11 protein-coding genes are annotated in these 13,587 nt (G+C 75.2%); 5 read left to right on the forward strand and 6 right to left on the reverse strand.

Annotation, left to right across the window (positions count from 1 at the left end; translation table 11 throughout):
- Positions 1–220: 220 nt before the first annotated feature.
- The 3 genes from ACFQ6N_RS11755 to ACFQ6N_RS11765 all read left to right on the forward strand — a co-directional run bounded on the left by ACFQ6N_RS11755 (position 221) and on the right by ACFQ6N_RS11765 (position 3,114).
- Positions 221–1,303: a branched-chain amino acid aminotransferase gene (locus ACFQ6N_RS11755; RefSeq protein WP_380648621.1), complete on the forward strand. Its 1,083-nt coding sequence runs from the start codon at positions 221–223 to the stop codon at positions 1,301–1,303.
- A 154-nt stretch (positions 1,304–1,457) separates the two neighbouring features.
- Positions 1,458–2,678 (forward strand): cytochrome P450, encoded by a 1,221-nt coding sequence (locus ACFQ6N_RS11760; RefSeq protein ID WP_380648622.1) that lies wholly within the window; start codon positions 1,458–1,460, stop codon positions 2,676–2,678.
- 190 nt (positions 2,679–2,868) lie between these two features.
- Complete coding sequence (locus ACFQ6N_RS11765) at positions 2,869–3,114, forward strand: hypothetical protein (protein WP_380648623.1); 246 nt, start codon at positions 2,869–2,871, stop codon at positions 3,112–3,114.
- 126 nt (positions 3,115–3,240) lie between these two features.
- Here the strand turns inward: ACFQ6N_RS11765 and ACFQ6N_RS11770 are convergent, their stop codons facing one another.
- The 4 genes from ACFQ6N_RS11770 to ACFQ6N_RS11785 form a co-directional block, all read right to left on the reverse strand.
- Positions 3,241–6,210 carry a BTAD domain-containing putative transcriptional regulator gene (locus tag ACFQ6N_RS11770; protein WP_380648624.1) on the reverse strand — a complete coding sequence of 990 codons (2,970 nt, stop codon included), beginning with the start codon at positions 6,208–6,210 and terminating at the stop codon, positions 3,241–3,243.
- A 265-nt stretch (positions 6,211–6,475) separates the two neighbouring features.
- Positions 6,476–7,318, reverse strand: coding sequence for a universal stress protein (locus ACFQ6N_RS11775; RefSeq protein WP_380648625.1), 843 nt, complete (start codon positions 7,316–7,318; stop codon positions 6,476–6,478).
- 10 nt (positions 7,319–7,328) lie between these two features.
- Entirely contained in the window at positions 7,329–7,727 is a 399-nt protein-coding gene (locus tag ACFQ6N_RS11780; RefSeq protein ID WP_380648627.1) for a DUF302 domain-containing protein, read from the reverse strand.
- 141 nt (positions 7,728–7,868) lie between these two features.
- A complete protein-coding gene (locus ACFQ6N_RS11785) occupies positions 7,869–9,074 on the reverse strand; it encodes an agmatine/peptidylarginine deiminase (RefSeq protein ID WP_380648628.1) in 1,206 nt (401 codons plus the stop codon).
- Between the two features lie 244 nt (positions 9,075–9,318).
- Between ACFQ6N_RS11785 and tatA the strand changes: the two genes are divergently transcribed.
- Complete coding sequence (gene tatA, locus ACFQ6N_RS11790) at positions 9,319–9,630, forward strand: Sec-independent protein translocase subunit TatA (protein ID WP_380648629.1); 312 nt, start codon at positions 9,319–9,321, stop codon at positions 9,628–9,630.
- 58 nt (positions 9,631–9,688) lie between these two features.
- Here tatA and ACFQ6N_RS11795 read toward each other — a convergent pair whose 3' ends face one another.
- Positions 9,689–11,440, reverse strand: coding sequence for a serine/threonine-protein kinase (locus ACFQ6N_RS11795; RefSeq protein ID WP_380648630.1), 1,752 nt, complete (start codon positions 11,438–11,440; stop codon positions 9,689–9,691).
- Between the two features lie 111 nt (positions 11,441–11,551).
- Entirely contained in the window at positions 11,552–12,178 is a 627-nt protein-coding gene (locus ACFQ6N_RS11800; protein ID WP_380648632.1) for a TetR/AcrR family transcriptional regulator, read from the reverse strand.
- Positions 12,179–12,334: 156 nt separating this feature from the next.
- On the opposite strand from ACFQ6N_RS11800, the gene ACFQ6N_RS11805 reads away from it, so the two are divergent.
- Positions 12,335–13,525 (forward strand): agmatine deiminase family protein, encoded by a 1,191-nt coding sequence (locus tag ACFQ6N_RS11805; RefSeq protein WP_380648633.1) that lies wholly within the window; start codon positions 12,335–12,337, stop codon positions 13,523–13,525.
- Positions 13,526–13,587: the final 62 nt, after the last annotated feature.

The following is a 13,587-nucleotide window of genomic DNA, read 5'->3' on the forward strand; positions in this document are numbered from 1 at the left end:
TGTTGCTGCGGGGGGTGGGATTCAACCCCCCCCCCAACAATTTTTTATACCCCCGGGTGGTCTGCGCGCGCGGGGGGGGGGGGCGGGCCCCCCCGGGCCCCCCCGCCACCACCCGCCCCGGCGTCGTACCGGCGCCGAACCGGCAGTACCGCCGGGCACACCCGCCCGGCACCACCACCACCCGGACCACCCGTCCGGCACACCCACCGAAGGAGCTCCCATGACCACCGCCGCCGCCCAGCGCAAGCCCATCGCGGTCGACCCCGCCCGCGTCATCGCCGACCCCGGCTACGGCGAGGCCTTCACCGAGCACCTCTTCAGCATCGACTGGTCGCCCGAACTGGGCTGGCACGGCGCCGAACTGAAGCGCCTCGACAACCTGTCCCTGCACCCCGCCACCCTCGGCCTGCACTACGGCCAGGTCATCTTCGAGGGCCTCAAGGCCCACCGCCGGGTCGACGGCACCGTCGCCGCCTTCCGCCCCGAGGACCACGCCCGCCGCTTCCAGCGCTCCGCCCGCCGGCTGGCGATGCCCGAGCTGCCGGAGGAGATCTTCACCGGCGCCATCGAGCAGCTGATCGAGCGCGACGGCGGCATGCTCTCCGACGACCCGACGCACTGCGTCTACCTGCGCCCGATCATGTTCGCCACCGACGTCACCCTGATGCTGCGGCCCTCCAACGGCTACCGCTTCCTGCTGATGGCCTTCGTCGCGGCCGGGTTCTTCGGCGACGACGTCGAGTCGGTCTCGGCCTGGGTCAGCCACGACTACGTCCGGGCGTTCCCCGGCGGCACCGGCAACGTCAAGGTGGCCGGCAACTACGCCGGCTCCTTCGCCGCCCAGCGCCAGGCCCAGGAGGCCGGCTGCCCGCAGGTGCTCTGGCTGGACGCGACCGAGCGCAAGTGGATCGAGGAGATGGGCGGCATGAACATCTTCTTCGTCCGCGGCGAGGGCCCCGGCGCCCGGGTCGTCACCCCGCAGCTCACCGGCACCCTGCTGCCGGGCGTCACCCGGGACACGATCCTGGCGCTCGCCGAGGGGCTCGGCTACACCGCGAGCGAGGAGCGGGTGTCGCTCGCCCAGTGGAAGAGCGAGTGCGAACAGGGCGTCATCACCGAGGTGTTCGCCTGCGGCACGGCCGCGGTCGTCACCCCGGTCAAGTCGATCCAGGACACCGGCCGGGAGTGGGTCATCGGCGACGGCACGCCCGGCCCGGTCACCCGCTCCCTGCACCGGGCCCTGGTCGACCTGCACCACGGCGTGACCGAGCAGCCGGCGGCCCGGACCGCGACCGCGAGCTGACCGGGCGCGGGCCCGCGCGCCAGGACCGCCGAAACCGGCCGACCGCCCGCGGGCCCGCCCCGCCCGTCCCGACCACCGCACCGCCCCGCTTCCGTACCGCCGAGCAGCCGCCCCACCGGACCGCCCGTCCCCGCCGACCGGAGACCAGGACACCATGAAGACCACGAAGACCGCGCAAGCACCCACGCTGATGGACGGCTTCCGTCCCGAATGGACCCAGGACCCGTACGGCCTCTACCGGATCCTCCGCGAGCGCGGCCCGGTCTACTGGGACGACATGATGCGCGCCTGGGTCGTCCTCGACCACGCCGACATCTCCAAACTGGGCCGCGACGAGCGGCTGTCCGGGGCGCGCGTGGGCGACTTCCACGCCTCGCTGCCGCCCGCCGCCCAGGCCGAGATGGCGCCGCTGGCGCACACCCTCTCGGACATGATGCTGTTCAACGAACCGCCCCGGCACACCCGGCTGCGCGGACTGATCAAGCCCGGGCTCACCCCGCGCTTCATCCGCTCGATGCGGCCGGTCATCCAGGACCTCGCCGACTCGCTGCTCGACCGGGCCCTGGAACGCGGCCGGTTCGACGTCGTCGCCGACTACTCCGAGCCGCTGGCCCGCGGCATGATCGCCTCGCTGGCCGGCGTCCCGGACGACGCGGCGCACCTGCTGGAGGACTGGCAGAGCCTGCTGCACGAACTGTTCAGCCAGTCCACCCGCGAGTTCGGCCGGCTGGAGGGCCTGCGCACCGCCTTCGACCTGGTCGCCGAATCGCGCCGCGCCGGGCTGGCCACCGACCGGTTCAGCGAGATGATCGCCGGCCAGGTCGCCAAGGAGGACTTCACCGACGACGAGGTGTACGCCAACTTCCTGCTCCTCATCGACGCCGGCCAGGCCACCACCACCCACCTGATCGCCAACGCCGTGCTCGCCCTGATCCGCCACCCCGACCAGGCCGAACGGCTGCGCCGCGAACCGGAGCTGTCCGCCAACGCCGCGCACGAGTTCCTCCGCTACGACAGCTCGGTGCAGTTCACCACCCGGATCGCCACCGAGCCCATCGAACTCGGCGGGCAGCGGATCGAGGCCGACCAGGCGGTCATCCTGGTCCTCGGCGCCGGCAACCGCGACCCGCTGCGCTACGAGGAGCCGGACACCCTGGACGTCGGCCGCCGGGCCAACGACCAGCTCTCCTTCGGCCACGGCATCCACTACTGCCTGGGCGCGGCGCTCTCGCTCGCGGAGATCGACATCGCGATCTCCACCCTGCTGCGCCGCACCGGGGACCTGCGGCTGGTGAACCCGGAGGTGGACTGGCTCGACAGCATCAACTTCCGCTTCCTGCGCAGCCTTCCGGTGGAGTTCCGCCCGGCCGGCTGAGCGTGTCCGGGGGCGGCCGGGACCGGGCCGGGACCGGCCGTGCGGGTGCAGCGGCGCTCAAGCCCCGGCGGGGGCGCCCTCGAGTGCCGCTATACGCACCCCGGCGTGCGCCGGTTATCGGGCGGATATCGGGGACTGCGACGCTCATCACACCGCAGCACACCGAGCACATCGACCCAGGAGGTTGACCATGATGAGCGTCCGCACCCGTATCGCCGTCCGCCTGAGCGCCGCCGCACTGACCGTGCTCGGCGCGGCCACGGCCGTCGTGGTGGTGTCGGACACCGGGTCGGCCGCCCCCGCCGGGTCGACGTTCTCCGTCGCCGACGCCGCCCAGCCCGGCACCGGCACCCCGTCGCCCACCGCCACCCCGGGCACCCCGGGGGACGTCTGGAACAACACCTCCTCGGTGGAGCCGCCGAAGGCCAAGTACTGACCCGGCCGCAGGCGCGGTGAGCCCGCCGCCGGGGCCGTGGGCCCGACGCCGGGGTCGTGGGCCCGCCCGGACGGTGGGCCCGCCCGGACGGTGAGCCTGTCCGGACGGTGAGCCCGGCGCCCGCCGCTAGCCGGCCGCCGACACCGCGGTGTCCCGGTCGGCCAGCAGGTCGCGTACCAGCCCGCTCTCGGGCAGCGCGAGCCGGTCGAACAGGGCCTGCGCCCGGAGCAGGTGCTCCCGCGCCTCCGACACCCGGCCGCGGTCGGCCAGGGCCCGGGCCAGGACCACCAGGGCGTGCCCCTGGTCCCGGTCGGCGCTCAGCGCCTCGCACTCGGCCGTCGCCTGCCGGGCCGCCGTCACCGCCTCGGCGCCCCGGCCGAGCCGGCGCAGGGTGTCCGCCAGCCGGTAGCGCGCCTGCGCCTCGCGCAGGGCGAAGCCCCCGGTGCGGCAGAGTTCCAGGCACTCCCGGAAGGTGGCCGCCGCCTCCTGGTAGGACTCCGACTCGTGCGCGGCCAGGCCCAGCACGAACAGCGCGTACGACACCCCGGCCTGGTCGCCCTCGGCGCGCAGGGCGGGCAGCAGCTCCCGGCAGGTCCGGGCGCCCTCGGCGGGCGAGCCGCCGCGCACCCGGGCCATCGCCGCGTTCAGCAGGGTGACGGTCCGTCCGGTGTGGTGGCCCAGCGCCACCGCGAGTTCGTGGGCCTCCTCGCACAGCCGCACCGCCTCGTCGAAGCGGTGCTGGAACTGGGCGAGGAGGCCGAGGTCGTTGAGCACCTGCTGGAGGATCACCCGGTCGCCGACCTCGCGGCAGGCCTCGGCGGCCCGGCGGCAGTGCTCCGCGGCCTCGCCCAGCCGGGTCGCCTGCACGGCCAGGTTCCCCCGGATGAACTCGGCCCGGCCCAGCGAGTGCCGGTCGGCCCGCTCGACGGCCGCCTCGGAGACGGCCGCCGCGGCCACCGCCAGCCGTTCGTAGCGCGGGTCCGCGTCGAACGGGCAGAGCGCGATCAGCAGGTCGGCGGCGGTCCGCAGGTCCAGCGCGGAGCCGGTGGCGGCCGTCGCGGCCTGCATCGCGGCGATCGCCGTGTCGAACTCCTCGCCCACCCAGCGGGCGGCGGCGCGCGGGGTGTCGAAGCGCAGCCCGGGCAGCTCCGGGGTGCGCAGCGCCGAGCCGATCGGGTCGCCGGGCACCACCTGCTGGAAGGCGGCGGTCGCGGTGGCGAGCAGGAAGTCCAGCTGTCTGCCGAGCGCCGCCCGGGCCTCCACCGCGTCGCCGGGCCCGGCGAGGTGGGAGGCGAACACGCGCAGCAGCTCGTGGTAGCGGTAGCGCCCGGCGTGGGTCTCGGCGACCATGCCGGCGTCGACCAGCGACTCCAGCAGGTCCTCGGCCGTGCGCTGGTCCACGCCCAGCACGGCGGCCGCGACCGGGACCCCGATGTCCGGCCTGCTCACCGCGGCGACCACCCGGAACGCCGTGGCCTGCTCGGGCGTCAGCTGCCGGTAGCCCCACTCGAAGGCGCTGGCCACCGCGAGGTCGCCGAGCCGGAGTTCGGCCATCCGGTGCTGCTCGGCGGCCAGTCGGTCGGCCAGCCGGGCCACCGTCCAGGACGGGCGGGAGGCGAGCCGGGACGCCACGATCCGGATGGCCAGCGGGAGCCGCCCGCAGTAGCGGATCAGCTCGCCGGCCGCGGCCGGGTCGGCGCAGACCCGGTCGTCACCGGCGGCCTGCGCCAGCATGTCGGTCGCCTCGTCCACGCTGAACACGTCCAGGTCGACCTGGGCCGCGGTGGCCAGCCCGAACAGCCGGGTCCGGCTGGTCACCAGGACGGCGCAGCGCGCGGAGCCGGGCAGCAGCGGGCGGACCTGGGCGGCGTCCCGGGCGTTGTCCAGCAGGATCAGTACGCGCCGCCCGTCGAGCAGCGAGCGGAACAGCAGGGAGCGGTCCTCCGGGGTCTCCGGCACCGCGTTGGGGGCGACGCCGAGGGCGGTGAGGAAGCTGACGAGGACGACGCCGGGCTGGGCCGGTTTCGGCTGGTCGCCGCGCAGGTCGGCGTAGAGCTGGCCGTCCGGGAACCCGCCGCGCAGCCGGTGCGCGACGCGCAGGGCGACGGTGGTCTTGCCGACGCCGCCCATGCCGGAGACGGCCGCGACCGGCAGGACGGTGTGGTCGGCGGTCTCCTGAACGGCCTTGCCGAGCGCCGTCCGCAGGGCCGTCAGCTCCTCCTCACGGCCGGTGAAGTCGGCGATGTCGGCGGGCAGTTGCGCCGGAACCGGGACATTGCGGACGGGTGCGCGGCCGGCCGCCGCCGGTTCCGGCTCGGGTGCGGCGGCCGGGAGCAGCGAGGGGTCGTTGCGCAGGATGCGCTGGTGCACGGCCCGCAGCTCCGGCCCCGGGTCGATGCCCAGTTCGGCGGCGAGCAGCCGGCGGACCCGTTCGAACACGCTGAGCGCGTCGGCCTGCCGGCCGCTCTGGTACAGCCCGCGCATCAGCAGCACGTACGGGCGTTCGCGCAGCGGGTGGTCGGCGTTCAGCTCGCGCAGCACCGGGACGGCGCGGGCCTGGTCGCCCAACTCCAGGTCCAGGCCGCACTTCTCTTCCAGCAGGCTGATCCGCAGGTCCTCCAGGCGGGCGCGGTGCTGCTCCGCCAGGGGGCCGGGGATGCCGGCCAGCGGTTCGCCGTACCAGAGGTCGAGCGCCTCGTCGAGCAGGTGCCGGGCCCGCGCGTGGTCCTCGCCGGCCCTGGTCGCGGTGAGCGCGGCGGCGGCCAGCGCCTCGACCCGGACGGCGTCCACGTTCTCGGCGGGCAGCACGGTCCGGTAGCCGTCGCCCACCGAGGTGAGGATCGCCGGTGCGCTGCGGTCCCGTTCGAGGGCCTTGCGCCAGCGCCAGGCGTAGGTGCGCAGCATGGCCGAGGCGCTGGCGGGCGCGGTCGGCCCCCACACCGCCTCGATCAGCTCGCCCGCACTGGCGGCCCGGCCGTCGCGCAGCAACAGGGCTGCCAGCATGGCCTGTTGGAGCGGCGAACCGACGACCAGGGCCTCCTCCTCCCGGTGGGCCACCATGGGTCCGAGCAGGCAGAAGCGAATGGGTTGGATCATGAACGACAGTCCCCCCTTGAACCGAATCCCCGAGCGGCGCACAACCCCCCGTCGTTCCGACCTGCGCGGATTCCTCCCCTGCGCGGCGGTCACCGCGCAGGAGAAAAGATATTCGCCACAAGTACTCACGGACCGGAAACGGTTCAGGTTCAGTGTGTCGGCGACTTCTCGGCGACTTCTCGGCACCGCGCTCGCCCGGGCGCTCCCGGTTGCTTTCGGGCGCTTTCGGCCGCGCTCCGCCGTACGGCTGTCCGGGTGATGGCGGTCAGGCGTGCGGGACCAGGGCGACCGGGGTGCGGACGTGGTGGATCGCCGCGTGGGCGACCGGGCCGAGGTGGGTGCCGAGCAGGGTGCGGCGGGCCCGGCGGCCGACGACCAGCAGGCGGGCGTCCGCCGCGGCGTCCACCAGGGCGACGGCGGGGGCGCCGCGGACCAGGTCGGCCGTCACGGCCACCCCGGGGCAGCGGGCCCGCCAGGGTTCGAGGAGTTCGGTGAAGCCGGTCCGTTCGGCGGCGGAGAGTTCGCCCGACAGGCTGCCGATGGCCTCGAACGCCATGTACTCGCTGCCGACCGGCGGCGACCAGACGTGGACGACCCGCAGCGGGGCCGAGCGCCGGGCGGCGGCGTCGAAGGCGAAGGCCAGCACGTCGTCCATGGGGTGGGCGAGGTCGACGCCCACCAGGACGGGGCCGTCCGGTCGGTCCTCGCCGGCCCGGACCAGCACCACCGGGCAGGCGGCGCGGCGCAGTACCTCCTGGCTCACCGAGCCGACCAGGAAGCCGCGGACGGCGCCCAGGCCGCGGGAGCCGAGCACCAGCAGGGCGGCGGTTCGGGCGGCGGCCTCCAGTGCCTCGGCCGGGGCGCCGGGGACCTGCGAGGAGGCGACCGTCACCTCGACGGTCGAGCGCAGCTCGGCCGCCCGGGCGGAGAGCCGCTCCAGGGACTGCTGCCGCGCGTGGTCGCCGTCGGCCGCGGTGCGCTCCGGCCGGGGCCAGGCCTGGAGGAGTTCCAGCGGGCAGTCGCGGCGTCGGGCCTCGCGGGCGGCCCAGGCGGTGGCGGCGACGCTCTCGGGCGAGCCGTCGAAGCCGACGACCACGGGTCCGGTCACGGCCGCCGCCTCATCCGAGGGTGGCGAGGGCGGCGAGCGCGGCGGTCAGCCGACGGGCCGCCTCGTCCGCGACCTCGTCCAGGCCGCCGTCGGGGCCGGCCAGCGCGACCATCGTCTGCGGGTCGACGGCCTCCACCACGGTGGCGTCGCCGTCCGCGCGGACCACCACGTTGCAGGGCAGCAGCAGCCCGATGCGGCGGTCGGCGAGGAGGGCGCGGTGGGCGAGCGCGGGGTTGCAGGCGCCGAGGATCAGGTAGTCCTCGATCTCCGCGCCGATCTTCTCGCGTAGCGTCGCCCGGACGTCGATGGTGGTCAGGACGCCGAAGCCCTGTTCCTTGAGTGCGGCGGTGACGGCCTCCACCGCCTGCCCGAACGGCCGGTCGAGCCGTACGCCGAGACCGTAGTCCATGGTTCCTCCCGGAGGTCGCGGACGTGGGGGCGTACGGCCCAGTATCGGCGGCTGCCTCGCCTGCCGCCCGTCGGTCGCGACCCGGGCCGGCGGCCCTGCCGGGTGCCAGGTGCCGGGACGCCGGGACGCTGGACGCCGGGGTCAGCCGGCGGGCTGGTCGTGGGTGGAGCAGTGGATGCCGCCGCCGCCGGAGGCGATGGTGTCGATCGGCAGCGGGACGATCTCGCGGCCCGGGAAGTGGTCGCGGAAGATCTCCTGGGCGTGCTCGTCGGCCCTGGCGTCGCCGAACTTCGGCAGGTAGACGCCATTGTTGCCGATGTAGAAGTTCATGTAGGAGGAGACGAAGGCGTCGCCGCGGCCGGTGATCCGGTCCGGGTCGGGCTGGCTGATCTCGACGACCTTGAGCTTCTTGCCGGTGGCATCGGTGGCTTCGGCGAGGACGGCGCGGGCCTGGTCGGCCGAGCGGGACCAGACGTCGGCCGGGGTGCCGGGGAAGGCCCGGTCCAGGAAGACCACGCCGGGGGCGGCGAAGCGGGCGAGGCAGTCGACGTGGGCGTCGGTGATGTCCTTGCCCTTGACGCCCGCCAGCCAGATCACCTTGGTGACGCCCAGGGCCTGCTTGAGTTCGGCCTCGACCTGGTCGCGGCCGCGGCCGGGGTTGCGGTTGTCGTTGACGACGGAGCTCTCGGTCACCATCAGGGTGCCCTGGCCGTCGGTCTCGAAGGAACCGCCCTCGGCGGTGATCGGGGTCTCCAGCCGTTCGACGCCGTACTTCTCCAGGACCGACCGGGCGATCCGGGCGTCGTTGGTGTGCTCCTGCTTGCCGCCCCAGCCGCTGAAGTTGAAGTCGACGCCCTTGACCTTGCCGTCCTCCTCGACGAAGACCGGCACGGTGTCGCGGGCCCACAGGTCGTCCACCGGGACGGAGAGCAGCTCGACGTCGGAGCCGCAGGCGTTGCGGGCGGAGGACTCCTGGCCGGGCCTGACGAGCAGGACCACCGGTTCGCGCGCGCCGATGGCCCGGGCCACCGAGGCGATGTCCTTGCGGACCGGCGCGAGCTGGTCGGCCCAGACGTGCTCGGAGGCGGGCCAGGCCATGAACGTCCGCTCGTGCTTGTCCCACTCGCCGCCGAACCGCCGGCCGCGGGCGGGGGCCGGGGCGGGGGAGGGGGCCGCCGGGTCGGCCGACGCGGGGCCGGTCGGCCGGCCGGAGGCGGCGGAGGACGGGCTCGCCGGGCCCGCCGGATCGTCGTCACCGGCGGCGCAGGCGCTCGCGCCGAGGGCGATCGCACCGGCGCCGACGAGGGAGCGCAGCACCGTGCGGCGGGCGGGGGAGGACTGGGACACGGTGTTCTCCGGTGGGGCTGAGGGTGGATCGGCCCAGGCACGGGGTCGCGGCTCCGGGCGGCGGCCCGCGGGGCGCGGGTGGTCGGCGGAGGACGGAGGTCGTCCGGCATCGCCGGAACTGCACTCTCGCATTGACTGAAAAATCAGTCAAGCTTTAGGGTGAAGTCACCCAAACCACCCCGAGGCGACCCGGCCGCCGACCGTGCGGCCCGGTCACGACGATGAAAGGCCGGGTGAGGCGACGATGCTGCGCAATGGTCTGGAGCCCTGGCACGTCCTGGTCATGGTGGCCGTCCTGGTGCTGCTGTTCGGCTCCAAGAAGCTGCCCGAGATGGCGCGCGGACTGGGGAAGTCGATGCGCATCCTGAAGAGCGAGACGGCGGCCCTGCGGGAGGAGGGACAGGCCGTCGGCGCCACCGCCCACGCGGACGGGCCGGCCGAACCGCCGAAGCAGCCCGAACCGGTGAGGCAGCCCGAACCGGTGAGGCAGCCCGAGCCCGTGAGGCCGGACGGGCCCGTGAGGCCGGACGGGCCGGCGGGGCCGGCGGGCCGCTGACCGGCCGGGCGCGCCGGGAGCCGCCGTTCCCCGCCCCCCGGCGGCGGAGCGGCGGCTCTCAGCCGTTGCGGCGGTAGCGGTCCAGCGAGACCCTGACCGGTCCGTCCTGGCCCGAGGTCGCCAGCACCCGGACGACGGCGAGGTCCCGGCCGTCCGCGGACCGGACGCAGAAGGCGCCGCGCGGCCCGACGCTGGCGAACGGGATCCGCCCGGTCGGGCGGCCGGCCAGGCCCTTGAGGCACTCGGCGACGCCCAGCCCGGCGTCCCGGCCGACATAGGAGTCGGCGGTCTCCGGGACCAGGAACTCGCCGTCGCCCCGGCCGACGTACCAGGTCGCGTTGTCGATCGGGACGACGGTGCCGGTGGCCAGGTCGAACTCGTAGCCGGAGTCCGCCGAGGTCAGCTCCACCGCGCGGTAGACGGGGGCGAAGTCCGCGGCGGGTGCCGACGGCGCCGGGGCGGTCGGCGAGGGGGGCGTGGAGCGGGCGGCCGTGGGCACGGGCGGGGCCGTGGACGCGCCCGGGCCCGGGGCGCCGGGCGCGGGGGAGCCGGACACCGGCGCCGGCTCGGCGGGCGCGGCCTCCACCGGGTCGGGGTCGTCGAGCAGGAAGACGGCGGCCGCGGCGCCGACGGTCAGGGCGACGGCGGCGGTCAGCGCGGTCCGCCCGAGGCTGCGGCCCCGGCGGCCCCTGCCCCGGGTGCCCCCGCGCGTTGCCGGGCCGTCCCCGGCGGGGCCCGGTCCGGCGGGACGGGGCGCGGCGGGCAGGGCGGTCGGAGGGGATGCGGCGACCATCGTCGGCGTCGGCGTCGGCGTCGGCGCCGGGGTCGCGGCGAGGACCGTGCGGGCCGAGTCCCAGCCGGGGCCGGCGGCCTCGGCGGGCACCTGCGGCAGCTCGGCGTGCCGGGTGATCTGGCTGGTCAGCGGGTGCGGGAGCCAGTCCTCGCCGAAGCGGAGGTGGCCGCCCACCGCGGGGTGGTTCCGGGCGGCGGCGATCAGCTCGGCGGTGGTCGGCCGGTGCTCGGGCTGCTTGGCGAGGCAGCCCAGGAGCAGCTCGCGCAGGCTCTCCGGGACCCGGCCGAGGTCGGGCTCCTCGTGCACGGTCCGGTACAGCGCGGCCGGGTCCGGCCCGTCCCCGAAGGGCGGGGCGCCGCCCGCGACGTGGACGGCGAGGGCGCCGAGGGCGTACACGTCGGTGGCCGGGGTCGCGGGCCGGCCCACGGCCTGCTCGGGGGCCATGTAGGCGGGGGAGCCGATGCGCAGTCCGGTGCCGGTCAGGGCGGCGGCGTCGGCGGCCCGGGCGATCCCGAAGTCGATCACCCGGGGGCCGTCGGGGGCGATCAGCACATTGCCCGGCTTGAGGTCGCGGTGGACCACCCCGGAGGCGTGGATCGCCTGCAGCGCCTCGGCGATGCCGGCCATCAGCAGCAGGACGGTCCGTTCCGGGAGGGGGCCGAAGCGCTGCACCACCTGCTGGAGCGAGGGGCCCGGGACGTAGGTGGTGGCCAGCCAGGGGGTGGCGTCGTCCACGCCCGCGTCGACCACCTGGGCGGTGAACAGTCCGTGGATGCGCCGGGCACTGGCCACCTCCTGGGCGAAGCGGGCCCGGAACTCCGGGTCCCCGGCCAGTTCGGGCCGCACCACCTTGAGGGCCACCGGGCGCCCGCCCGGGGTGTACGAGAGGTAGACCCGGCCCATGCCGCCGGCGCCGAGCCGGGCGTAGAGCAGGTGGCCGCCGACCTCGCGCGGGTCGTCCGCGGTCAGCTCCTGGAAGACCGGCTGGAGGGCGTGGGGGGATCGGTCGGCGGACATGCGGTGGCCTCTCTCGGCGGACGGGGAGGGGTGCGGGAGCCGGAACGGCGCCCCCCGGGCGGCCACGGCGCGGTTCGGCGCAGACGGCATCGCGAAAGTTTAGAGGTAGGGTCAGGATCGCCGTGACGGGCCGGTCCGGGCCCCGGTGGCAGGGCCGGCCGGCGCCGGGCGGCGCGGAAGCTCGGTGTCGACGGCGCCGCGGAGCAGCCGGCGCGCGTGGTCGAGCGGCAGCGAGCCGCTCAGCCAGCGCACGCTGAGGCCTTCGACGAGGGCGGTGAGCCGCTCGGCGGAGGCCGCGTGCGCGGGAGCGGTGCCGGTCGGGTCGGCCCGGGCGAGCAGCTCGGCGATGTCGTGCACCCAGGTGTGGGTGGTCCTGGCCAGGTCCTCGCGCAGGCTCGGTTCGAAGACCGCGCTGGCTCTCAACTCGCCCCAGGCGGTGCTGTTCTCGCGTACCTCGGTGCTGTCCTGGAGTTCGCGCAGGAGCACCCGCTCCAGGTCGGCCCGCGGGTCCCCGGTGCGGGGCGCGGGCTCCTCGTCGGCGGTGTAGTGGTCGGCGCGGTCGCTGATGAACTCCAGCGTCTGGCGCAGGATCCCGGCCCGGTCGGTGAAGTGGTAGTAGATCAGCGAGGTGGACACCGCGGCTTCGGCCGCCAGTTCGCCTACGCGCAGCCCGCGTACGCCGCGCCGGGCGATCACCCGGGTCGCGGCCTTGAGTATTTCCGTCCGACGGTCCGACATGGTCGCCCACTCTACCGGGCTTCCCCACTGGTCAGACAGGTTCCTGATGATCGTTTCAGGGGGTTGCCCCGACTTTGAGTCAAAAGCTTGACTGAATTTTCAGTACGGTAGAGGATGCGGGGCAACCCCCCACCTCCCACCTCAGCAGGGAGCGCCATGCACACCCCCACACCCCCGCGGTCCGCGCCCTCACGACGCGGCCTGCTCCGGTTCGGCGCCGCCGCCGTCCCCCTGATCGCCCTCGGCGCCGCCCTCCCGGCGACCGCCCGCGCCGCGACCGCCACCCCGGCCGCGACGGGCGCCACCGCGAGGCTGCGGATGCCCGCCGAGAGCGACCGGCACGACCGCACCTTCATGGCCTGGCCGGCCCTGTCCTCGATCTGGGGCAGCCGGCTCCGGGCCGTCCGCGACGACATCGCCCGGACCGCCTACGAGATATCCCGCTACGAACCGGTCGTCCTGGTCGCCCGCCCGGGCCAGGCCGCCGACGCGCGGTACTCCTGCGGCCCCGGCGCCTCCTACGCCATCACCGTGGTGGAGATCGCCAACGACGACCTGTGGATCCGCGACTTCGGCCCGACCTTCGTGGTCGCCCCGGGCGCCGTCGCCGGTGTCGACACCAACTTCAACGGCTGGGGCAAGAGCGGCACCCCGTACTACCAGCGCTACACCGAGGACGCCGCCGTCGCGGCCGCCCTGCTCGCCGAGTACGGCGTGGACCGCGTCCGGGCGCCCTTCACCGGCGAGGGCGGCGCCCTGGAGACGGACGGCCGGGGCACCCTGCTGGCCACCGTCAGCTCGCTGGTGAACCCCAACCGCAACCCCGGGATGTCCCAGGACCAGGTCGAGCAGGCGCTGCGGACCACGCTCGGGATGGACAAGGTGATCTGGCTGGCCGGCCTGGCGGGCCAGGACATCACCGACGACCACATCGACTGCCTGGCCCGCTTCACCGCGCCCGGGCGGGTGATCCTCGACCAGCCCGGCCCCGGCACCGACCGGGTCTGGATCGACGTCTACGAGCAGGCCAGGCAGGTCCTGCGGACCGCGACCGACGCCCGGGGCCTCCCGCTGACCGTCGTGGAACTCCCCGGCCCCGACCGGGCCCGGATCCGCGGCCGCGGCAAGGACTTCCTGTCCAGCTACACCAACTTCTACGTCGCCAACGGCGCGGTGTTCGTCCCGCAGTTCGGCGACGCGTACGCCGACGGGCTGGCCTACACGATCCTCCAGGCCGAGTTCCCGGGCCGCGACGTCGTCCAGCTGAACATCGACAACATCGCCTCCGGCGGTGGCGGCATCCACTGCGCCACCCAGTCCCAGCCGGCCGTCCCGCCGGCTCTCTGAACCCCTCGGCGGCCCGTCCGGACACCCCACGGAGGCGGGCCGCCGAGGACCCCCGCTCCCAC

The organism is Kitasatospora sp. NPDC056446, from assembly GCF_042796115.1.
GTDB lineage: Bacteria > Actinomycetota > Actinomycetes > Streptomycetales > Streptomycetaceae > Kitasatospora.